The 22,456-nt window shown below is 60.6% G+C and carries 14 protein-coding genes, 1 tRNA gene and 3 pseudogenes; 10 read left to right on the top strand and 8 right to left on the bottom strand.

The features are described 5' to 3' along the window. Positions 1-4 precede the first annotated feature (4 nt). A complete protein-coding gene (locus ACERZ8_RS14770) occupies positions 5-340 on the top strand; it encodes a DMT family transporter (RefSeq protein ID WP_407592913.1) in 336 nt (111 codons plus the stop codon). Positions 341-447: 107 nt separating this feature from the next. Further along, positions 448-2,265 (top strand): translational GTPase TypA, encoded by a 1,818-nt coding sequence (gene typA / locus ACERZ8_RS14765; RefSeq protein ID WP_407592912.1) that lies wholly within the window; start codon positions 448-450, stop codon positions 2,263-2,265. Between the two features lie 43 nt (positions 2,266-2,308). Here typA and ACERZ8_RS14760 read toward each other — a convergent pair whose 3' ends face one another. The 3 genes and pseudogenes from ACERZ8_RS14760 to recA all read right to left on the bottom strand — a co-directional run bounded on the left by ACERZ8_RS14760 (position 2,309) and on the right by recA (position 6,502). After that, on the bottom strand, positions 2,309-2,596 hold the full coding sequence (locus ACERZ8_RS14760) for a DUF1330 domain-containing protein (RefSeq protein ID WP_407592911.1): 288 nt from the start codon (positions 2,594-2,596) through the stop codon (positions 2,309-2,311). 1 nt (position 2,597) lies between these two features. Further along, positions 2,598-5,251, bottom strand: a pseudogene (alaS, locus tag ACERZ8_RS14755) (alanine--tRNA ligase). 164 nt (positions 5,252-5,415) lie between these two features. Continuing rightward, positions 5,416-6,502 (bottom strand): annotated as a pseudogene (gene recA, locus ACERZ8_RS14750) (recombinase RecA). Positions 6,503-6,700: 198 nt separating this feature from the next. Between recA and ACERZ8_RS14745 the strand changes: the two are divergent. Further along, on the top strand, positions 6,701-7,300 hold the full coding sequence (locus tag ACERZ8_RS14745; protein WP_407592910.1) for a gamma-glutamyl kinase: 600 nt from the start codon (positions 6,701-6,703) through the stop codon (positions 7,298-7,300). Positions 7,301-7,319: 19 nt separating this feature from the next. Here the strand turns inward: ACERZ8_RS14745 and ACERZ8_RS14740 are convergent. The 3 genes and pseudogenes from ACERZ8_RS14740 to guaB form a co-directional block, all read right to left on the bottom strand. Next, positions 7,320-9,643, bottom strand: a pseudogene (locus ACERZ8_RS14740) (ATP-binding protein). Positions 9,644-9,792: 149 nt separating this feature from the next. Continuing rightward, entirely contained in the window at positions 9,793-10,947 is a 1,155-nt protein-coding gene (locus ACERZ8_RS14735; protein WP_407592909.1) for an RsmB/NOP family class I SAM-dependent RNA methyltransferase, read from the bottom strand. Positions 10,948-10,991: 44 nt separating this feature from the next. Next, entirely contained in the window at positions 10,992-12,440 is a 1,449-nt protein-coding gene (guaB, locus tag ACERZ8_RS14730; protein ID WP_407592908.1) for an IMP dehydrogenase, read from the bottom strand. Positions 12,441-12,632: 192 nt separating this feature from the next. Between guaB and speB the strand changes: the two genes are divergently transcribed. The 7 genes from speB (at position 12,633) to ACERZ8_RS14695 (ending at position 20,232) form a co-directional block, all read left to right on the top strand. Continuing rightward, complete coding sequence (gene speB / locus ACERZ8_RS14725; protein WP_407592907.1) at positions 12,633-13,586, top strand: agmatinase; 954 nt, start codon at positions 12,633-12,635, stop codon at positions 13,584-13,586. Positions 13,587-13,835: 249 nt separating this feature from the next. Then, on the top strand, positions 13,836-15,872 hold the full coding sequence (locus tag ACERZ8_RS14720) for an ASKHA domain-containing protein (protein ID WP_407592906.1): 2,037 nt from the start codon (positions 13,836-13,838) through the stop codon (positions 15,870-15,872). Next, on the top strand, positions 15,869-16,711 hold the full coding sequence (locus ACERZ8_RS14715; protein ID WP_407592905.1) for a class I SAM-dependent methyltransferase: 843 nt from the start codon (positions 15,869-15,871) through the stop codon (positions 16,709-16,711). Before ACERZ8_RS14720 ends, ACERZ8_RS14715 begins: the two co-directional genes overlap by 4 nt. A gap of 56 nt (positions 16,712-16,767) precedes the next feature. Next, positions 16,768-16,841, top strand: a tRNA-Gly gene (locus tag ACERZ8_RS14710). A gap of 191 nt (positions 16,842-17,032) precedes the next feature. After that, complete coding sequence (locus ACERZ8_RS14705; RefSeq protein ID WP_407592904.1) at positions 17,033-18,943, top strand: PhoX family protein; 1,911 nt, start codon at positions 17,033-17,035, stop codon at positions 18,941-18,943. 146 nt (positions 18,944-19,089) lie between these two features. After that, on the top strand, positions 19,090-19,986 hold the full coding sequence (gene ppk2 / locus ACERZ8_RS14700; RefSeq protein WP_407592903.1) for a polyphosphate kinase 2: 897 nt from the start codon (positions 19,090-19,092) through the stop codon (positions 19,984-19,986). A 9-nt stretch (positions 19,987-19,995) separates the two neighbouring features. Next, positions 19,996-20,232 carry a YdcH family protein gene (locus ACERZ8_RS14695; RefSeq protein ID WP_407592902.1) on the top strand — a complete coding sequence of 79 codons (237 nt, stop codon included), beginning with the start codon at positions 19,996-19,998 and terminating at the stop codon, positions 20,230-20,232. Between the two features lie 21 nt (positions 20,233-20,253). Here the strand turns inward: ACERZ8_RS14695 and ACERZ8_RS14690 are convergent, their stop codons facing one another. Further along, a complete protein-coding gene (locus tag ACERZ8_RS14690; RefSeq protein ID WP_407592901.1) occupies positions 20,254-20,634 on the bottom strand; it encodes a VOC family protein in 381 nt (126 codons plus the stop codon). Between the two features lie 51 nt (positions 20,635-20,685). Then, positions 20,686-22,305: a long-chain-fatty-acid--CoA ligase gene (locus ACERZ8_RS14685; protein WP_407592900.1), complete on the bottom strand. Its 1,620-nt coding sequence runs from the start codon at positions 22,303-22,305 to the stop codon at positions 20,686-20,688. Positions 22,306-22,456: the final 151 nt, after the last annotated feature.

Raw genomic sequence — 22,456 nt, 5'->3', positions numbered from 1 at the left:
CCCCATGCCGTTGCACTACATCTATCTGATCGTGGCGGTAGCCGCAGAAACCATCGGCACCACGGCGCTGCAGGCGAGCAACCAGTTCACCAGAGTCGGGCCAACCGTAATGGTGGTGATCGCCTACGGAGTTGCGTTCTATTTCCTCGGCATTGCGCTCAAATACATCCCCGTCGGCATCGCCTATGCGCTGTGGTCGGGTCTTGGCATTGTGCTGATCGCGCTGATCGGTTTTGCCGTGTTCGGGCAGGTGCTGGACCTTGCGGCCGTCCTTGGGCTGGGCATGATCATCGGCGGGATCGTGGTCATTCAGCTCTTTTCCAACACCGCGACACACTGACGCCACAGCACTTGGCCACAACAGACCTTTCTTTCTGCAACGCGGCACGATATGGCGCGCACGAGCAGCCCCGCACCCGGGGCTTTTCCGCTTGAAAGAGGCCCGAAATGGATCTGCGCAACATCGCCATCATCGCCCACGTTGACCACGGCAAAACCACGCTGGTGGACGAACTGCTGAAACAGTCGGGCACCTATCGCGAGAACCAGGCGACCACAGAACGCGCCATGGACAGCAACGATCTGGAGCGCGAGCGCGGGATCACCATTCTGGCCAAGGCGACATCCGTGGAATGGCAAGGCCACCGCATCAACATCGTGGACACGCCCGGCCACGCCGATTTCGGCGGAGAAGTTGAGCGCATCCTGTCCATGGTAGATGGCGTGGTTCTGCTGGTCGATGCCGCCGAAGGGCCGATGCCGCAAACGAAATTCGTGACCTCCAAGGCGCTGGCGCTGGGTCTGCGCCCCATCGTGGTGCTGAACAAGGTCGACAAGCCCGACGCCGAACCTGACCGGGCGCTGGACGAATGCTTTGATCTTTTTGCCAACCTCGGGGCCGATGATGACCAGTTGGATTTTCCGCACATGTACGCCTCTGGCCGCAGCGGTTGGGCGGATATGGAGTTGGATGGACCGCGCAAGGATCTGAGCGCCCTGTTCGAGCTGGTGCTGAAACACGTCCCCGCCCCGGCGCAAATCGAGGCGCGTGATGAACCCTTCCGGATGCTGGCGACAACCCTTGGGGCGGACCCGTTCATCGGGCGTATTCTGACGGGCCGGGTCGAATCCGGCACTTTGAAAGCAGGCGAAACCGTCAAGGCGCTGTCGCGCGACGGCACCCTGATCGAAAACTTCCGCTGCACCAAGATCCTCGCCTTTCGCGGGTTGGGCCAGCAGCCCATTGATCTGGCCGAAGCGGGCGACATCGTCAGCCTCGCCGGCATGTCCAAGGCCACCGTGGCGGATTCCATCGTGGCAACGTCCGTGTCCGAGGCCCTGCCCGCCCAGCCCATCGATCCGCCCACCATCACCGTGACCTTCGGCATCAATGACAGCCCGCTGGCGGGCCGTGACGGCAAGAAAGTCCAGTCCCGCGTGATCCGTGACCGCTTGATGAAAGAAGCCGAAAGCAATGTCGCAATCAAGATCAGCGACACCCCAGGCGGAGACGCGTTCGAAGTCGCCGGGCGCGGCGAATTGCAGATGGGTGTGTTGATCGAAAACATGCGCCGCGAAGGGTTCGAATTGTCCATCTCGCGCCCGCAGGTGCTTTTTCAGGAGATTGACGGCGCGCGCCACGAACCCATCGAAGAAGCGACAATTGACGTAGACGACGAATACTCGGGCGCGGTCATTGAAAAGCTGACCGGCGTGCGGCGCGGCAATCTGGTGGAAATGAAACCCGCAGGTGCGGGCAAGACGCGCATCATCGCACATGTGCCGTCGCGGGGCCTGATCGGCTATCACGGGGAATTCCTGACGGACACGCGCGGTACCGGCGTGCTGAACCGCGTGTTTCATGAATGGGCACCGCACAAGGGGCCGATCCCCGGACGGCGCGCAGGCGTGTTGATCTCGATGGAAAACGGCCAATCCGTCGCCTTTGCGCTCTGGAACCTCGAAGAGCGGGGCCGCATGTTCATCGGCGCGCAGGCCGACGTCTATACCGGCATGATCATCGGCGAGCACAGCCGCGAAAACGATCTCGAAGTGAACCCGCTCAAAGGCAAGAAACTGACCAACGTGCGGGCTTCGGGCACGGATGAGGCCGTGCGGCTGACGACGCCGATCACGATGAGCCTTGAAGAAGCGATTGCCTATATCGACGATGACGAGTTGGTCGAGGTCACGCCCAACGCGATCCGGTTACGCAAACGCTTTCTGGACCCGCACGAACGCAAACGCATGGCGCGCGCGTCCTGAGGACGGACTGGGAACCCGTTCCCGATTTCGGTCAGAAGAAGACCTATTCCGTGGTCTCGACGATCAGCAGTTCACGCTCCGATGCGCCGCGGGCGTGCTCAAGTGCTGCCTGATAGGCATCCGAGTGATAGCAGCGTTCGGCTGTTTCCACGTCAGGGAATTTCGCCACCACATTGCGCGGGCGGTCCTTGCCCTCAAGTTGCACGTAGCGACCACCGCGGGCAATGAATGTCCCGCCATGTTCCGCGATGGCGACGCCTGCGCCTTTTGCATATTTGGCATAAGCCTCGTCATCCGTGACGGTGACATGTGCGATCCAGAGTGCTGGCATTCTATCCTCCCAATACGGCCTTGGCGGCTGCGATGGCGGCGTCGGCATTGCCGATGTCCCGCGCTCCGCCTTGCGCCAAGTCGGGGCGGCCTCCGCCCCTTTGCCGCCCAGTTCGACCACGGCGGCCTTGACCAGATCGACGGCGCTGAGCGTGTCTGTCTTGTCGTCCGTGACCCCGGCGGCCACGGCCACCTTGCCGTCACTTTCGGCGATCAGCAAGATCGCGCCGCTTGCAATGCGGGATTTGTGTTCGTCAATGAGGGCGGGCAGATCCTTGCCCGTCACACCGTTGAGGACCTGCGCCAGAAAGGCCGTGCCATTCACCTGTTCGGCATCCGGGCTGGCTTGACCTCCGCCCGACATCGCCAGTTCACGGCGCAGTTGCGCCACTTCGCCGGCCAAAGCCTTGCGTTCGTCCAGCAGTGATTTCACCCGCGCAGGTACGTCCTGCGCCTGCGCTTTCAACTCAAGTGCGGCCTGTGCCAGCAGGTGATCCTGCCCGCGCAGATAGGCCATCGCTGCCTCGCCCGTCAGTGCCTCGATCCGGCGCACGCCTGCACTTGATGCGCTGTCGCCCAACGTGACAAAGGCGCCGATATCGCCGGTCTGGCGCACATGCGTGCCCCCGCACAGTTCAAGGGAATACGTGTCCCCATTCGTGCCTTTACCCGAACCTGGTTGCGCGCCCATCGACACCACACGCACCTCGTCCCCGTATTTCTCACCAAAAAGCGCCTGCGCCCCAAGCGCGCGCGCATCATCCGGCGTCATGATACGGGTTTCGACGACCGCGTTCTGGCGGATGTAGGCGTTGACCTCGGCTTCGACCTTTTCCAGTTCGGCAAGGCTGAGCGCTTTGCCGTGGCTGAAATCAAAGCGCAAACGATCCGGCGCATTGAGCGAACCGCGCTGCGCCACGTGATCCCCCAACTCCCCGCGCAACGCCTCGTGCAGCAGGTGCGTGGCCGAGTGATTGGCCCGGATGGTTGTCCGGCGCGCATGATCGACTTCAAGAACAGCCGCTTCACCCTTGGAAATGCTACCTTTTATGACTTTTGCGACGTGTATGAACACATCCGCCGCCTTGCGCGTGTCAGTGATTTGCGCTTCGCCGCTTTCCGTGCGCAAAAGGCCCGTATCGCCAACCTGCCCGCCGCTTTCCGCGTAGAACGGGGTCTGGTTCAGGGCGATTTGCACCTGTGCACCAATTGCAGCGCTGTCTGCCTGCGCACCGTCCATCACAAGGCCGACGATCTGGCCTTCGGCTGTCTCGGCGTCATAGCCCAGAAACTCCGTCGCGCCATGTGCCTCGGCCACGTCGAACCACACCGTTGCATCCGCCGCCTCGCCCGATCCCGACCATGCCGCGCGCGCCTTGGCCTTTTGTTCGGCCATGGCCGCATCAAAGCCGTCCGTGTCGACGCCGCGCCCCTGTTCGCGCAACGCATCCTGCGTCAGATCGAGTGGAAAACCGTAAGTGTCATAAAGCTTGAAAGCAGCCGCACCCGGCAGATCGGCCCCCTCGGACAACCCGGCGACTTCGTCGTCCAGCAGCTTGAGGCCACGGTCCAGCGTTTGCTTGAAGCGCACTTCTTCGGCTTCCAGAGTTTCGGTGATCAGCGCCTGCGCCTGGCCCAACTCGGGATATGCCGCGCCCATTTGGCGGACCAGCGTGGGCACAAGGCGGTACATCACAGGGTCTTTGGCCCCCAGCAGATGGGCATGGCGCATCGCGCGGCGCATGATCCGGCGCAACACGTAACCGCGCCCGTCATTGGACGGCATCACGCCATCCGCAATCAGGAACGAGGTCGAGCGCAAATGATCCGCAATCACCCGGTGATGCACGTTCTGATCGCCGTAGGGATCAACATTGGTCACATCCGCCGACGCCTCGATCAGCGATTTGAACAGATCGGTATCATAGTTGTCATGGCTGCCCTGCAGCAGCGCGCCGATCCGTTCCAACCCCATGCCGGTGTCGATCGACTGCATGTCCAGATCGACCATGGATCCATCTTCGAACTGCTCGTTCTGCATGAAAACGATGTTCCAGATCTCGATAAACCGGTCACCGTCTTCTTCGGGACTGCCCGGCGGCCCGCCCCAGATATGGTCTCCGTGATCATAGAAAATCTCGGTGCACGGACCGCAGGGGCCGGTCGGTCCCATTTGCCAAAAATTGTCAGATGTCGCGATGCGGATGATGCGATCTTCGGGAACGCCCACTTTCTTCCAGATGTCGAACGCTTCGTCGTCGGTGTGGTAAATCGTGACATAGAGGCGATCCTTTGGGATCCCGAATTCGCCCGTGATCAGGTTCCACGCAAAGGGGATCGCCTCGGTTTTGAAGTAATCGCCAAAGCTGAAGTTGCCCAGCATTTCGAAAAACGTGTGGTGGCGCGCGGTGTAGCCGACATTGTCCAGATCGTTGTGTTTGCCGCCCGCGCGCACACATTTCTGCGAACTGGTGGCGCGTTGGTAGTCGCGCTTTTCCACGCCGGTGAACAGGTTCTTGAACTGCACCATGCCCGAGTTGACGAACATCAGTGTGGGGTCGTTGCGCGGCACCAATGGGCTGGAGGGAACCACCGCATGTCCCTGTTTTTCAAAGTAATTCAGAAAGGTCGAGCGGATATCGTTGAGCGATGGCATGGCGGAAACCCCGGGCGTCTGGATGGTCGCCATGACATAGCCCTGCGCGCGCGGACTGTCCACAAACGAAACAGGGTGGCACCGTCGTACCACCCCGTCCCGAGTATTGTCCGCATCACGTCTGATGCGTCAGGGGTGTTCCGGGCCACCCCCACGCCCGACTGTCATGCTTCGAGAATGTCGTCGTCTTCGACTTCGACTTTTTCATTCTCGGCCATGTCGAAATCAAGGCCGTGGGCTGCGCGTATCTTATCCTCGATCTCGATGGCGATGCGGCTGTTTTCCTTGAGGAAGGATTTGGCGTTTTCGCGGCCCTGCCCGATGCGTTCGTCACCATAGCTGAACCACGAACCCGACTTTTCGACCACGCCCGCCTTGACGCCAAGGTCGAGCAGCTCGCCCATTTTCGAGATACCTTCGCCGTACATGATGTCGAATTCGACCTGTTTGAAGGGCGGTGCCACCTTGTTCTTGACCACTTTGACGCGGGTCGCGTTGCCGACAACTTCGTCGCGGTCCTTCAGGGCACCGATGCGGCGAATGTCGAGGCGGACAGAGGAGTAGAATTTAAGCGCATTGCCACCGGTCGTTGTTTCGGGGCTGCCGAACATGACGCCGATCTTCATCCTGATCTGGTTGATGAAAATGACCATGCAGTTGGAGCGGCTGATCGAACCGGTCAGCTTGCGCATTGCCTGGCTCATCAGGCGCGCCTGCACACCAACGCTGCTGTCGCCCATGTCGCCTTCAAGCTCGGATTTGGGTGTAAGGGCGGCCACCGAGATCGACGACCACCATGTTCACCGCACCGGAACGCACCAGCGTATCGGTGATTTCAAGCGCCTGCTCGCCCGTGTCGGGCTGCGAGATCAGCAACTCATCCAGGTTCACGCCCAGCTTTTTGGCGTATTGCGGGTCCAGCGCATGCTCGGCATCCACAAAGGCGCAAACCCCGCCAGACTTTTGCTGTTCGGCCACGCAATGCAGGGTCAACGTGGTTTTGCCCGAAGATTCAGGGCCATAGATCTCGACAATCCGCCCCATGGGCAGACCGCCGATGCCAAGGGCGATATCAAGCCCCAGCGAACCGGTCGAACTGGCGGTGATGTCCATCACCGCGCCCTTGTCGCCCAATTTCATGATTGAGCCCTTGCCGAACTGGCGTTCGATCTGGGAAAGGGCACTGTCCAGCGCCTTTTGTTTGTCTGCCGATTTTTTGTCTGTCATTGTCAAAAGGTCTGCCGTTGCCATGTGTTTGTTCCCTTGTGTCATACCCGTTGGGGGGCGGCAATCATTGCCGCAACTGCTTCGATGTTCCCCTTGCGTTCCTTATGGGGTCAAAAGGGGAACATTTCAATAAAATTCTCTGCACCCACCTTTTGCCGCCAGTGGTTAAAGAGTAGTTTACGAACAAAGCCGATTTGGCGAAAAATAGAGAAGGCGCGGGCAGTGTTGGTGTTTTACAAAGCAAAACTGGCCTTCTTGTCGGTGCCAAAAACCGGCACAACCGCCTATGAAGCGGCGCTGCGCGATCATGCGGATCTGGTGATTTCGGAACCGCCGATGCTGAAACACGCCCCTGTCTATCGCTATAACCGGTTCGTGCGGCCGATGTTTGCCAAGGTGTGCGATGTCAATCTTGAGGTGATGGCGGTGATGCGCGAGCCCGTTAGCTGGCTGGGCAGTTGGTGGCGTTATCGCCAGCGCCCTTTCATGCAAGGCAAGGAAAACGCCACGCATGGGATCAGCTTTGACGATTTTGTGCTGGCCTACATGAAAGGGAAAAAGCCCGGATTTGCGGATGTGGGCAGCCAGTTCAAGTTCCTGGAGACTCAACCCAACGGGACGGGTGTAACGCATCTGTTCCGCTACGAGGATCAGCCGCGCCTGCAGCGGTTCCTGACGGAACGGCTGGGGGTCAGTTTTGAGCTGGAACGCAGCAACGTGTCGCCCGACATGCCGTTGAACCTGAGCAAGGACGTGGAACAACGCTACCGGCGCAAGTTTGGCGAGGAATATGCTCTTTACGAGAGCATCCCACAGGAATGAATCGCCTGGGCGACCGGAGTCAGTGCAATTGCCGATGCACCGTTTCAGCCAGATCGTTCAACGAAAAGGGCTTGGGCAGGAAAACGGAGTTCGGGATGCTGTCCTGCTGATTGTTCAGCCGGTCCTCGGCATAGCCGGAGACGAAAACCACCCGCACTTCGGGGCGTTCTTTCAAGGCTTCGCGCACCCAACTGGGCCCGTCCTTGCCCGGCATGACCACATCCGTGACAAACAGATCGACACTCAGGCTTTCGTCTTCCAGCGTCTTGAGCGCGGCTTCGGCGCTTTCAGCCTCGAGCACTGTGTATCCGCGCAGGCGCAGGGCGCGGCTGGCAAAGGCACGCACGGGCGCTTCATCTTCGACCAGCAGAATCACACCGTCCCCATGTTTGGGTTCGACCTTGGCTTCGACCTTGGGGGCCTTGACTGGGGCCGAGGCGTTGCGTTCCAGCACCGGGAACATGATGGAGAAGCACGTCCCCTCCCCCAACGTGCTGTCCACAAAGATAAAACCGCCCGTTTGTTTGACGATCCCGTAGGCCGTCGACAGCCCCAGGCCCGTGCCCTCTCCAGTCCGTTTGGTGGTATAGAATGGCTCAAACACCTTTTGCAGTTTGTCCGCCGGAATCCCCATGCCCGCATCTATGACGCGCAGGCACACATAGTCGCCGACGGGAACAGTCACGCGATCGCGCTCCAAAGGCTCTTTCAGAGTGATGCATTCGGTTTCAATCTCGATTTCACCGCCGTCGGGCATGGCGTCGCGCGCATTCACAACAAGATTCATCAGCACCTGTTCCAACTGGCGCTTGTCGGCACGAATCGGTTTCAGGACCGGGTCATGCGACAGCGACAGGCGGACCTTTTCGCCCACCAACCGGTTCAGAAGATGGGTGAGGTCAGACATGGTGTCGCGCAAGTCCAACTCTTCGGGCCGCAGGGTCTGTTTGCGTGAGAAGGCCAACAACTGACCGACCAAAGCAGCCGCCCGATTAGCATTCTGGTTGATCTGCACCAGGTCACTGTAGTCCGGATCCCCCTGGTCATGGCGCAGCAGCAGCAAATCGCAATGCCCGGAAATCGCCGTGAGCAGATTGTTGAAATCATGGGCAACACCGCCCGCCAACTGGCCAATCGCCTGCATTTTCTGGCTTTGAACAAACTGCGCCTCAAGGGTTTTCAACTCGGTCGCGTCGGCCAGAACAGCCACGATCGACGTTTCGTCCTGATCCGTCATGCGGTTCAGTGCCACTTGCACGAACATCTCTTTGTCGGTGCGCTTGAGGCGCAGAAATTCCGATTGCTGAACAGCACGGCCCGAAACGGTTTCGTCCAGCCAATCCGCAATCGGGCGCCCAAGCCCTTCCATAAGCGTCGAGATATGGACGCCTTCAGCAAGGTCGGGCCCGATCAGATCGGCACCCTTTTTGTTGAATTTGCGCACTTCTCCATCCGGGGAAAACCGAACCAGCGGCACGGGAAGATCCTCGAAAGAGGACCATGTCGATGGGCTTGCATCTTGCGCTGCGTCACCGGGTGGCAGCAGGTAGATCGCAGTGCGCCCTGCCCCCGCATCCACCTTGGTGGCCAGCACATTCATGTGCCCGTTCGACGTGGTGATCTGATTGGTGGCACCGTAGTTTGGCGGCATGTCATCGAAAATCGCATCAAGCGATTTTGATCTTGAACCAATCAGGCTGCGCGCCCCCTCGTTCATATATAGAACGGCCCCGGTGCGCCCGATCATGACCATCGGTAGGCTTGGCCCCTCAGACCCACGGCCCTGCCCCGTATCGGCAACCGCCTCAAGCCGCCACAACAGGCGGTCGGAGTCCAAGGAATGGACTGCGAGGCGCATGTAGCCCTTGCGCGTCACGATATCCTCGCGTGCTGCCCCATCCTCGGATTCGGCCGCAGATTTCAGGCGAAAGATGATGCCGCCCGGGTTGGCGAATGTGTTGCGCAGTGTTCCGGCAAGGGTTTCCCCCGCCGGGTTGAAAACATCTTGCGGGCGGCTGCGTTGGCGCGCACCACCTCGCCATCCGACGTACATACAAAACTCGGAGAGCCGTCTTTTTCAATGAATGAGGCAATCGCCTCCATCGCCATGTCTTTGCGCGATCGTGCGTTGCGCGCCGACAGTGCCACGGCGAGCCCGAGGCCCAAAAGCGCAAGCGACGCGGCCGCAAGACCAAGCTGGATCAGCGGTTGTGGTGCAAGAAATGCCAGTGCCGCGAACAGAACGGCACCGCCCACCAATCCAAGTGTCCGATATGACCCAGCCTGTGCCACCTGCGAAAGCCTGCTTTGGGAAAGCGCGCTGTCAGTCACCGAACACCTCATTCCTGCCGATTCGTTCCCCCTGTTTTGCAGTGAAAACGGTTAACTAGCCCTTAAACCCAGCGCAAAAATGACCCGCGCCGGATCGACTGTAGCACAACTTAAAGGAATGTCTTTAAACTTTAGGTTGCAAGGCGAGATTTGTCGCAAGATCAGTTGCGCGCGAGATGCGCTGCGAAAAAACCGTCACCCCATGTATCGACTGGCCAGTGCTGTACCTGCGTCACACGCCAGCCGGAATGGGCGGCCAGAAACGCATCGACCTGCCCTTCATTCTCGCCTTGCAGCAGCGAACAGGTTGCATAGACCAGTCTGCCCCCCTCCGCCACATGCGATATTGCGGCCTCAAGCACTTGCGCTTGCAATTCGATCAGCGCGTCGAGGCGATCCTGCGTCAATGCCCACTTGGCCTCGGGCGTGCGCCGCCATGTGCCCGAACCGGAACAGGGTGCATCGCAAAGGACCAGATCGAACTGGCCCGCATTGGCAATGTCGTCCGGGGCGTACAACGCAATGTGGTGGCCACCGCGCAGCGCGCGTGCGGGCAAATCGCGCATGCGGGCCGGGTCGGTGTCATGGGCTGTCACGTGCCACCCCGCCGCGGCCAGAGCGAGCGCCTTGCCACCCCCACCGGCACAGAAATCAAGCGCGGTGCCCGCCCCATCAATCCCCGCAATGGCCGCCTGACTGGCTGCATCCTGAAGCTCGACCAGTCCATTCAGATAGCTCGCCGCGTTGCGCAATCGGCGCGGTCCCGCAGTGACTGTCAATGCGGTATCGGCGCGTGGATTGGGCATTGTTTCAACGCCTTCGGACAACAATTGCGCCTGTGCAGTCGTCACATCGGCCTTGGTCGTGTTCACACGCACTGTCACGGGCGCACGGCCGGTCAGGGCCAACGCTGTGCCCTTAGCCTGCGCACCCAAAGACGCCTTGAACACTGCGATCAGCCAGTCTGGCATGTCCCAGATGTCGCCCTCGGCTTCGGGCACGCCGCCGGTGTTTTCTGCGTCGCTCAGCGCAGATGGGGCATGACCGACACCATTGAACAAAGCGGCAAGGTCCGCCTCTTGCGCGCGCAGGCGGCCGATCATCCGTGCCCGCCCGGTCACACCACCGCCGCGACACGCATCGCTGCGCCAATGGCGCAACGCGTCATAGACGTAGTCACGGATCGCGGCACGATCCCCAGACCCTGCAAAGCGGCTGCCACGCGCCCAGCGCGTCAGCGCCTGCTCGGCAGGTTGACCCGACTGAATGTGATCAAGGATTTCTATCGCTGCTGCGATGCGCGCACCGGGTGTCACAAGCTCAAGACCGCATTAAGAATGACGTGCAACATATTGAAAAGTCACATGACCCGATAATTCGGGGATTCCCGCGTGATCTGAACGTCATGCACATGGCTTTCCTTGAGGCCCGCACCTGTAATTTTGACGAATTCACAGTTCTTGCGCATCTCGTCGACCGTCGCGCAGCCCGTGTAACCCATAGCCGCTCGCAATCCGCCCAACAGCTGGTGAACCACGGCCGCCGCTGAACCCTTGTAGGGCACCTGGCCCTCGATCCCTTCGGGCACCAGCTTGTCGCTGGCAGCGTCAGCCTGAAAGTACCGGTCTGCAGAGCCGCGCGCCATCGCGCCAAGACTGCCCATACCGCGATAGGATTTGAAGCTGCGGCCCTGATAAAGGATGACCTCGCCCGGCGATTCATCCGTGCCCGCGATCATGCTGCCCACCATGGCGCAAGAGGCGCCAGCGGCGATGGCCTTGGCAAAGTCACCCGAGAACTTGATGCCGCCATCGGCAATGATCGGAACGTCACCCGCAGCGGCCGCGCAATCCATGATGGCGGTCAGTTGCGGCACGCCCACACCCGCCACCATGCGGGTCGTGCAGATGGAACCGGGGCCAATGCCGACTTTGACAGCATCAGCACCCGCATCGATCAACGCGCGCGTCGCAGCACCCGTGGCGACGTTGCCAGCCACGATCTGCACTTCGTTCGACAGCCCCTTTGCGCGACGCACCGCAGCGGCCACACCTTCGGAATGGCCATGGGCGGTGTCGATCACGATCATGTCGACCCCGGCATCCACCAGCGCTTCGGCCCGCTCAAACCCCGCATCGCCAACGGTCGAGGCCGCAGCAACGCGCAAACGGCCCAGCAGATCCTTGCAGGCCGTCGGGTTCAGCACCGCCTGTTCGGTGTCTTTCAACGTCAGCAAACCGGTGAGTTTACCATTGCCATCCGTGATCAGCAGCTTTTCGATGCGGCGGGCCTTCATCAGGCTGATCGCCTCTTCGCGGTCTGCGGGTTCATGCAGAACGGCCAGCTTGTCGGATGTCATCATGACCGACACGGGCGTCGCATCATCACTGGCAAAACGCATGTCTCGGTTGGTCACGATGCCAAGGACACGGCCCTTTTCATCAACCACCGGAAAGCCGGTGACGCGGTAGCGTTCCTGCAAGGCCTTCGCATCCGCCAGAGTTTGATCAGGGCGCAGCGTGATCGGGTTATAGACAATGCCGGATTCAAACCGCTTGACGCGGCGGATTTCACGGGCCTGGGCATCGATATCAAGGTTGCGGTGAACCACGCCCATGCCGCCTGCCTGCGCCATGGCGATGGCCATGCGGCCTTCGGTCACCGTGTCCATGGCAGAGCTGAGCAGCGGTATGTTCAGCGCGATGGCGCGGGTGACCTTTGTGCGGGTGTCAGCGGTGCTCGGCAGCACGCTGGATGCGGCTGGCACAAGCAGAACATCATCAAAGGTAAGCGCCTCGCGAATCTCCATGGGGGTCTCCTTGGGGAGGGTTCGTTTGACGATTTCGTATGTCATGCAGCGACAGGAATGGAAAGAGGTGCTGCGCCGTTTTCCTGCGCGTCGGCCGGGTTCGCACCGGGGCGTGCGGTTGAATGGCTTTTCAAGGCGGCGCGGGTGCGTCAGACATAGTGCGGCAGCGCGAGCGAAGGACGGACAGAAGCGATGGCAAACACCTATGACACGGGCCGTTTGAACCTGCCCTTTGTGGGCATTTCCACCTTTGGCAAGCGCCCTTACGTCGAGGATTGGGACAGTCTGGATGCGGATGTGGCCGTGCTGGGCGCGCCATTCGATGCAGGCACACAGTGGCGTCCGGGGGCGCGTTTCGGCCCGCGCGCGGTGCGCGAGGCCTCGACCCTGTTCAGTTTCGGGCATGGCGGGGCCTATGATCACGAGGATGACGCGACCTATCTGCCCAATACCGTGCGGATCGTGGACATGGGCGATGCCGACATCATCCACACGGACACAACCGGATCGCACCGCAACATTGAGGCAGGGGTGCGCGCGGCCCTTGCCGCAGGTGCACTGCCCGTCACCATCGGGGGTGATCATTCGATCAACATCCCGTGCATCCGCGCCTTTGACGACCAGGGCGATATTCACGTCCTGCAGATCGACGCGCATCTGGATTTTGTGGATGAGCGCCACGGCGTGCGCCATGGCCATGGCAACCCGATGCGACGTGCAGCAGAGCAGGACCATGTCACCGGTCTTACGCAGGTGGGTATCCGCAATGTGAGTTCAACCGCGCGTGAAGGCTACGAAGATGCGCGTGCCATGGGGTCAGACATCATTTCGGTGCGCCAGGCCCGCGATCTGGGGCCGCGCGGCGTGATCCGGTATATCCCCGACGGCGCACGTGTCTATATCACCATCGACATTGACGCCTTTTGCCCCTCTATCGCGCCCGGCACCGGCACCCCCAGCCATGGCGGGTTTCTTTACTATGAGGTGCTTGAGATGTTGAAGATGGTTGCACGACGCCATGACATCGTCGGCATCGATCTGGTTGAGGTTGCACCGGATTATGACCCGACGGGCAGCACCGCCATTCTGGCCGCACAGGTGCTGATGAACCTGCTCGGCTTTGTCTTTCACGCGCGTGGTACGTGAGCGCGCAATAGGTGTCTGTTGTCGGAGGGGGCCAGCCCCCGCCCTTCGGGCCCCCCGGAGTTTATCCGGCGAGATGAATGGGATCACGCCCTTGCTTCATCTCGCCAGGAAAAACTCCCCCCGGAGGGCCGATCAGTCAGGAGCCAAAAGAGAAAGTGACGCGGTGATGCGCATGCAGGTCGCATCACGGCTTTTCCTTTCTTATTCTGTGCCTATGCTGCACTGCAACACTCACGACCGAGGTCTGACATGAGCACTGATCCTTTGATCGTCTTTACCCCATCGGGCAAGCGCGGGCATTTCCCGGTCGGCACCCCGATCCTGACGGCGGCGCGCCAGCTTGGTGTCGATCTGGATTCAGTCTGCGGCGGGCGCGGCATCTGCAGCAAATGCCAGATCACGCCGGGGCTGGGTGATTTTGCCAAACATGGTGTGACGGTCGCGGCGGACGCGCTGTCGGACTGGAACGCGGTTGAAGAGCGCTACAAATCCAAACGCGGCTTGATCGAAGGCCGCCGCTTGGGCTGTCAGGCCACGGTGCAGCGGGATGTCGTCATCGACGTCCCGCCCGAAAGCCAGGTGCACAAACAGGTCGTGCGCAAGCGGGCGGAAGCGCGCGATATCACGATCAACCCCTCGACCAAGCTGTGCTATGTCGAAGTGGAAGAGCCCGACATGCACGAACCTTCGGGCGATCTGGAACGGCTTGTGCTGGCGATCGAGACCGAATGGGGGATCGAGAACGTCCATGCCGATCTGCACATCCTGCAGGCGCTGCAACCGGTCTTGCGCAAGGGAGACTGGAAGGTCACCGTCGCGATCCATCTCGGGGACGAAGAAAACGCACCGCGCATCATGCACATCTGGCCGGGCTATTACGAAGGCACCGTCTATGGCATCGCCGTCGACCTTGGCTCGACAACCATTGCGGGCCACCTGTGTGATCTGCTGTCGGGCGAAGTTGTCGCCTCCTCGGGCATCATGAACCCGCAGATCCGCTTTGGCGAGGATCTCATGAGCCGCGTCAGCTACGGGATGATGAACGCAGGTGGCGCGCAGGAGATGACCCAAGCTGTGCGCGAGGGCATGACCGCGTTGATCACCCAGATTGCGACCGAAGGCGGCGTCGACAAGCGATTGATCGTGGATGCGGTTTTTGTGTGCAACCCGGTGATGCACCACCTGTTTCTGGGCATTGATCCGTTTGAGCTGGGTCAGGCCCCGTTTGCGCTGGCCACGTCCGGGTCCATCCGGTTGCGGGCGGACGATCTGGGGCTGAACATCCACCCCTCGGCCCGCGTCTATCTGCTGCCTTGCATCGCGGGGCATGTGGGTGCGGATGCCGCCGCCGTGGCGCTGAGCGAGGCGCCCGACAAATCCGAAGACCTCGTGCTGGTTGTCGATGTGGGCACGAATGCTGAAATCCTACTGGGCAACACCGAAAAGGTGCTTGCCTGTTCCTCGCCCACCGGCCCCGCCTTTGAAGGCGCGCAAATCACCGCCGGTCAGCGTGCCGCCCCCGGGGCCATTGAGCGGGTCGAGATTGACCCTGTCACCAAGGAACCGCGCTTTCGCATCATCGGGGTCGATGCCTGGTCGGACGAGGACGGGTTCACCGCGGCTGCCGCCGCGTCGGGGATCACGGGCATTTGCGGATCGGGTATCATCGAGGCCATCGCCGAGATGCGCCTTGCCGGGCTGCTGGATGCATCGGGGTTGATTGGCAGCGCAGAACAAACCGGCAGTGCCCGTTCGATCACCGACGGACGCACCCATGCCTATGTGCTACATGATGGATCAGCCCATGGCGGGCCAAGGATCACCATCACCAACCCGGATATCCGCGCCATCCAGATGGCCAAGGCGGCGCTTTATTCCGGTGCGCGGCTTTTGATGGACAAGTTCGGCGTCGATACTGTCGACCGGGTGGTGCTTGCGGGGGCCTTTGGTGCGCATATCTCGCCAAAACATGCGATGGTGCTGGGCATGATACCCGATGCCCCCCTCGAAAAGGTCACATCCGCAGGGAATGCCGCAGGCACGGGCGCGCGGATTGCCTTGCTGAACCGCGATGCCCGCCTTGAGATCGAACAGACCGTGCACCGCATCCACAAGGTCGAAACCGCAATCGAGCCGCGTTTTCAGGAGCATTTCGTCAATGCTTCGGCCATCCCCAATTCGGCTGATCCTTTCCCGATCCTCAACTCCATCGTGACGCTGCCGGATGTCAGCTTCAACTCCGGCGGGGACACGTCAGGCGGGCGACGCAGAAGGCGGCGGGCATGAGCAATGCGGACCAGGAAGAGTTCTGGACAGGTGACGCGGGCGACAAATGGGTGGCCACTCAGGCGCAGATGGATACGCTGTTGCAACCGGTCCTTGATCTGGTTCTGACCCAAGCAGCCCTGCCCGCAGGTGCCCGCGTGTTGGATATAGGCAGTGGCACCGGGGCCAGTGTGGCGCAGGCCGCAAAAGCCGTCGGACCTAAAGGCCATGTGACTGGCCTTGATATATCGGACACCATGCTGGCCTTGGCCCGCACACGCCTGCAGGACCATCCAAACACATCTGGGCTTAAGGCCGACGCACAAATCCATTCCTTTGAAGCTGGCAGTTACGATGCGATGATCTCGCGCTTTGGCGTGATGTTCTTTGCGGACACGACAGCCGCCTTTGCCAACATCGCCCGTGCTCTGGTGCCTCGCGCACCACTCACATTTGCCGCATGGGGTGCTGCACCACAAAACCCCTATTTCATGCAGGCCGCCGCCGCGGCCAAGGATGTGTTTGGCCCGATGGAGAAAACCGACCGCACCCTGCCCGGCCCGTTCGCCTTTGAAGACAGTGCGCGCGTGATCCCGATGCTGACGGATGCCGGGCTGACGGATGTCACCTGTGAGGAACACGGCGTGCACCTCACACCGCCCGGGGATTTGCGCGCTGTGGCTGAGCTGTTATGTACGATTGGCCCTGCCGAACGGGCCTTGCGCCAATTCGAAGCCAGCCACGAGGATCGCGCGCGCCTTGTTGACGCCCTGATGGCGCGTTTTGCAAAATTCGAGGGCAGCGCAGGTATCGAAATACCGGCTCTGATCAACCTCTACCGCGCGCGCACTGCATCCTAGCTTTCACCAAATCTGCTTGACGACGCGCACAGGCGTGCCTATCCCGGCCAGCAGCGGCGGGTATGGTGAAAAGGTATCACGGCAGCTTCCCAAGCTTTAGTTACGAGTTCGATTCTCGTTACCCGCTCCACTCTTTGCGCACCGCGTCCCGCGCATACGACCAATAGGCGCATCCACGCCTATATACCTCTGGTTGAATCATATTCCTGTGCATGATCCGCGATTTGTCACAAAATTTTTGAGTTGACCCGGTAGCCAATAGGTCAACGCATCATTCGCGTCTGCCAAACCCAGATAGACCATCAAGGACTGGAGCCGATCATGAAAGATATCCAACAACACGCCATATCGCCCGACGACTGGGACGAAATGAATTTTCCCCGCCCGGAAGTTCAGGGTTTTGACGCGGTGGTCGAAGAGGCCATTTCCCGCCGCGGCTTCATGGGCGGCGTTCTGGCCTTTGGATCCGGGGCGGCAGTGATGGGCACATCGATGCTCAAGGGTACGACCGCGATCGCCGGTCAGTCCGACCGCTTTGCCTTTGAACAGCTGCCGGTGCAGACAGACAACACCGTGCACGTGCCCGAAGGCTACACGTGGGACGTTCTGGTGCGCTGGGGCGATCCGCTGTTTTCCGACGCACCTGCCTTTGATCCCGCAACTGGCGTGCCCACCGCAGGGTCCGACCGAGTGTTTGGTGAAAACACCGACGGGATGGAACTGTTCAAGGTCGGCAATCACGAGTTGCTGGTTGTGAACAGCGAATATGTGAATCCCAAGCTGAATTTGGCCGAGACCGAAGACGGCATGCCGACGTCAGCCGAGGATGTGCTGCGCCTGCAAAACTTTCAGGGCGTCAGTGTGATGGAAATCACCGAAGGCGAAAACGGGTGGGAAGTTGTCGTGGACAGCCCGTTCAACCGACGCATCCACCACAACACGCCCATGGTCATTGACGGCCCTGCCGCCGGGCACGACCTGCTCAAGACCGAGGCCGATCCGTCGGGCACGCAGTCGTTGGGGACGTTCAACAACTGTGGTTCGGGTCGCACGCCCTGGGGCACTTATTTGACCTGCGAAGAAAACTTTAACGGCTACTTCGGCACAACCGAAGAACCCGCCCTCGACGATGTCCATGTCGCCGGGTTCAGCCGCTATGGCGTGAACATGGAGGTCGACACGAACCGCTACAACTACCACGGGTTTGATCCGCGCTTTGACATCTCCAAAAACCCGAACGAGCCGCACCGCGCAGGCTATATCGTGGAAATCGACCCGGCGAACCCGGACAGCACGCCCGTCAAACACACGGCCCTTGGGCGGTTCAAGCACGAGAACGCCGCCTACGCGCTGGCCCCGGATGGCCGTGTCGTCGTCTACATGGGCGATGATGAGCGGGGCGAGTTCATGTACAAATGGCTCAGCCGTGACAAATACGTCCCCGGCGGCGACACCTCGACCCTGCTGAGCGAGGGCCAGTTGCATGTGGCCCGCTTCAACGCGGATATGTCGGGGGAATGGGTCGCGCTGACGCCGTCCGCCACAGGCATGTCCGAAGCGGAAATCGCCATCTTCAGCCGTATGGCCGCCTCGGAACTGGGCGCGACGACCATGGATCGCCCCGAATGGATCGCGGTGAACCCCACGGCGGTTGAGGGCTATTGCTGCCTCACCAACAACCGCAATCGGGGTGTCAAACCCAATGCGGGCGGTGATCCGACCCCGGCCAACGGCCCCAATCCGCGCGAGGTCAACAATTATGGACAGATCGTGCGCTGGCGCCCGTCAGGTGACAACCACGCATCGAACACGTTCGAATGGGACCTCTACGTGATGGCCGGGAACCCGACCAATCAGGAAGGCCCCTACCAGGGATCGGCCAACATCAACGCCGGCAACATGTTCAATTCGCCTGACGGGATGCAGTTCGACACCACGGGCATCATGTGGATCCAGACGGACGGCAATGACAGCAACGAAGACGAGTTCGAAGGCATGGGCAACAACCAGATGCTGGCAGGCGATCCGGTCACCGGTGAAATCCGCCGCTTCCTGACCGGGCCCACCGGATCAGAGGTCACCGGCCTGACGTGGTCTTCGGATCGTCGGACCATGTTTGTCGGTATCCAGCACCCGGGCGATGATGGTGGCGACTGGCCGGATCATGGCGGCTCGCTCGCGCGTTCGGCCATCATCGCAGTCAAGCGGGTGGACGGTGCTTTGGTCGGCTGAGTTCGACCCGAAAATCTCGAAAACGGGCACAATTAGCTGTGCCCGTTTTGCCTCGTGCCAGAGGTTTTTGCCAGTGTTTGACACATATCAAGGCGCGCCGGTCCCCATGACTTCATGACAGCCCTCGAACACCGCAAGGAGGGCACATGAACGACACTGTCAACACCGCCACATATACCGAGCCCAGCCCATCGACCCTGTCCGCGCAGGTTGCCGCGTTTGAACAAGGGTCTTACCCGTATGATGACCGGATGGGGCGCAGCGAATACGAAATGCAAAAGGCCGCCCTTCAGGTCGAATTGCTGAAAGCCCAACACTGGATACAAGACACCGGCCAGCGCTTTGTCCTGCTGTTTGAGGGGCGGGATGCCGCGGGCAAAGGTGGAACGATCAAGCGCTTCACCGAACATCTCAACCCGCGCGCGGCGCGCGTTGTGGCCCTGAACAAGCCCACCGAAGAAGAACGCGGCCAGTGGTTTTTCCAGCGTTATATCAAACACCTGCCCACAGCCGGTGAAATCGTTCTGTACGACCGGTCGTGGTACAACCGCGCAGGCGTTGAGCGGGTGATGAACTTTTGCGAGCCCAACGAATACCTTGAGTTCATGCGCCAGACACCCGAATTCGAGCGAATGCTGACCCGGAGCGGAACCCGGCTGTACAAATACTGGTTCTCGGTCACGCGGGACGAACAGAAACGCCGCTTTGATGCGCGCAAGACCGATCCGCTCAAACAATGGAAGCTGTCGCCGATTGACCGCGCCAGCCTCAACAAATGGGACGATTACACCGAAGCCAAGGAAGCGATGTTCTTTTACACGAACACCGCCGACGCACCCTGGACGATCATCCGCTCCAACGACAAGAAACGGGCGCGCCTGAACTGCATGCGCCATTTCCTTTTCTCGTTGAACTATCCGGACAAGGATCTGTCGGTGGTGCAGCCGCCCGACGATCTGCTTGTGCATCATGCAGACGTTCTGGTGCACCAATCCGAACACATCCTTGCCCGCGCCCTTCACCCCGGCAACCGCCGCAGCTGAAAGACCACGATGACCCACACACCCCACGAACTGACCAGTGATTTCCCCGAATATGCGGACAAGATTTCCGAGTTGCGCCAAGCGGATGCGCATTTTGCGCGGCTGGCGGACGCCTATCACGACATCAACCGCGATGTGCACCGCGCCGAGACCGACATCGAGCCAACCTCGGACGAGCACCTGACAGAGATGCGGCGCACGCGCATGCGGCTGAAGGACGAGATTTTCGGGATGCTGAAGGGGTAAGGCGCAGCCGGGTGTGTTACCTCACCGTGCGTGGCACACCGCCTCGATGTTGTGCCCGTCAGGATCCAGAACAAAGGCGGCGTAGTAATCCGCATGATAGTGCGGGCGAAGGCCAGGCACACCGTTGTCTGCCCCACCTGCCCGCAACGCAGCGGCGTGAAACGCATCCACGTCCGCCTGTCGCTTGGCCTGAAAAGCAATGTGCATCAGTCCGCGTGTGGCATGTTCCTCAGCCAGCCAGAACCATGGGCGATCATCGCCATAGCCCGTCACTTTCACGCCGTCGGTGTGTTCTTCTGGAACGTCGAACATACGACTGACGCCCAACGGAGCAAGGGCCTGATCGTAGAAGGCCGTGGATCGGTCGAAATCGCTCACTCCGATTGTGATGTGATCAATCATCCTGTGCGCTCCACAGCTTGTGCCGTTAACCAGTTACGCAAGGCGCACCGCCTATCCCATCAACACGTCCCCAAACGCGTCCCGCAGGTTACGCTTTAGCACTTTGCCCGTCGCATTGCGTGGCAGCACATCCGTGAACACAACCTTGTCTGGCACCTGCCATCGGGCGATCTTGTCCTCAAAGATGCTCAGCACGTCGGCTTCGGTCGGGTTTTGACCGGTGGCGGCTACAGCGATTAGCACCGGCCGTTCATCCCACTTGTCATGGCGGGCACCGATCACGGCGGCATCAGCCAGCGCGGGATGTGAAATGGCGATGTTTTCCAGATCGACCGAGGAAATCCACTCGCCCCCGGATTTGATGATGTCCTTGGAGCGGTCCTTGATCGACAGATATCCGTCCGCATCCAGCGTGGCGACGTCGCCGGTGTGAAACCAGCCGTCGGTCAACGTGTCTTCGGCAGTGGTGCGGAAATAGGCATCGAGAATCCAGTGCCCGCGCACCATCAGATCGCCTTGCGTCTCGCCATCATTGGGCAGCTCCTTGCCATCCGGATCGACGATTTTAAGATCAACGCCCCATGGGGGGCGGCCCTGTTTCTCGCGCAAGGCGTGCTGTTCTTCGGTCGGCAGATCGGCATGTTTGGTCAGCAACTGGTTCGTGGTGCCAAGGGGCGACATTTCGGTCATGCCCCAGGCATGGATCACCTCGACCCCGTATTCTTCGCGAAAGGCGGCCATCATGGACGGTGGGCAGGCCGATCCGCCTACGACAGTGCGCGTGAGGCTTTCCAGTTGCGAGCCCGAAGCCTTGGCCTCGCCCAGAAGGCCCAACCAGATGGTCGGCACGCCCAATGCGATGTTGACACGGTGCGTGTCGATCAGCGCCACGAGTGATGGGCCGTCAAGGCCCGGCCCCGGCAACACCAGTTGCGCCCCAACCTGTGCACAGGCATATGGCGTGCCCCATGCGTTGACGTGGAACATCGGCACCACGGGCAGCACCACGTCGCGCGCGGAAAAGCCGATGCAGTCCGGCGCGTTGCTGGCCAGCGCATGCAGCACCGTGGTGCGGTGGGAATAGAGAACCCCCTTGGGATTGCCGGTCGTGCCAGAGGTGTAGCACAGCGAGGAGGCGGTGTTTTCATCGAACTCGGGCCACGCGAAATCCGGAGAGCCGGTGGCGATGAGGTCGTCGTAGAATGTCAGGCCCTCAAGCTCGGCAGCGGCGTCGGCATCCGGGCCGCCCATCAGAACGATATGTTCGACACACGGGATCTGGTCGCGGATCGCCTTGACCAGCGGCACAAAGCTTTTGTCGATGAATAGCACCCGGTCATCGGCATGGGTGATGATGTAGACAAGTTGTTCGGGGAACAGGCGCGGATTGATGGTGTGGCAGACAAAGCCTGCGCCCGAAACACCAAAGTAGATTTCGAGATGGCGGCGATTGTTCCAAGCGATGGTGGCACAGCGCGTCTGGGGATCGAGACCAAGCTGCGTCAGAGCGTCGCCAAGGCGATGTGCGTTGGCTCCGATGTGCCCCCAATTGGTCGTTTCCGTGCCGCCAAGCGTGTTGACTGACACGATTGCGGTCTCGCCGTGAAACCGTGCGGCATGATCCACCAGCGAGCCAATCGTGAGGGGGAAATTCATCATCTGGCCCAGCATCGCGGCGCCTCCCTGTCTTTATGTTTTTTGAAGGGACGCGTTGTCTGCTCCCCATTGTGGGGAACCCTGCCAACGTGCGTGCGCCCATGCAAGCCTGATGTCGGTTTGCACGGGCACCGCAGGGCGGGGTCAACTCCGCCTTACGAGAGGT

It is taken from the genome of Tateyamaria armeniaca (assembly GCF_045797845.1).
Taxonomy (GTDB): Bacteria; Pseudomonadota; Alphaproteobacteria; order Rhodobacterales; family Rhodobacteraceae; genus Tateyamaria; species Tateyamaria armeniaca.
Note: the sequence above shows the minus strand (reverse complement) of the source record. Positions and strands in the feature narration are given on the sequence as shown.

What these genes read in the sequence shown, in the direction of transcription:
- ACERZ8_RS14770 (WP_407592913.1), top strand. Translation starts at nt 5, where the DNA reads ATGCCGTTGCACTACATCTATCTGATCGTGGCGGTAGCCGCAGAAACC.
- typA (WP_407592912.1), top strand. Translation starts at nt 448, where the DNA reads ATGGATCTGCGCAACATCGCCATCATCGCCCACGTTGACCACGGCAAA.
- ACERZ8_RS14760 (WP_407592911.1), bottom strand. Translation starts at nt 2,596, where the DNA reads ATGCCAGCACTCTGGATCGCACATGTCACCGTCACGGATGACGAGGCT.
- guaB (WP_407592908.1), bottom strand. Translation starts at nt 12,440, where the DNA reads ATGGAGATTCGCGAGGCGCTTACCTTTGATGATGTTCTGCTTGTGCCA.
- speB (WP_407592907.1), top strand. Translation starts at nt 12,633, where the DNA reads ATGGCAAACACCTATGACACGGGCCGTTTGAACCTGCCCTTTGTGGGC.
- ACERZ8_RS14720 (WP_407592906.1), top strand. Translation starts at nt 13,836, where the DNA reads ATGAGCACTGATCCTTTGATCGTCTTTACCCCATCGGGCAAGCGCGGG.
- ACERZ8_RS14715 (WP_407592905.1), top strand. Translation starts at nt 15,869, where the DNA reads ATGAGCAATGCGGACCAGGAAGAGTTCTGGACAGGTGACGCGGGCGAC.
- ACERZ8_RS14705 (WP_407592904.1), top strand. Translation starts at nt 17,033, where the DNA reads ATGAAAGATATCCAACAACACGCCATATCGCCCGACGACTGGGACGAA.
- ppk2 (WP_407592903.1), top strand. Translation starts at nt 19,090, where the DNA reads ATGAACGACACTGTCAACACCGCCACATATACCGAGCCCAGCCCATCG.
- ACERZ8_RS14695 (WP_407592902.1), top strand. Translation starts at nt 19,996, where the DNA reads ATGACCCACACACCCCACGAACTGACCAGTGATTTCCCCGAATATGCG.
- ACERZ8_RS14690 (WP_407592901.1), bottom strand. Translation starts at nt 20,634, where the DNA reads ATGATTGATCACATCACAATCGGAGTGAGCGATTTCGACCGATCCACG.
- ACERZ8_RS14685 (WP_407592900.1), bottom strand. Translation starts at nt 22,305, where the DNA reads ATGCTGGGCCAGATGATGAATTTCCCCCTCACGATTGGCTCGCTGGTG.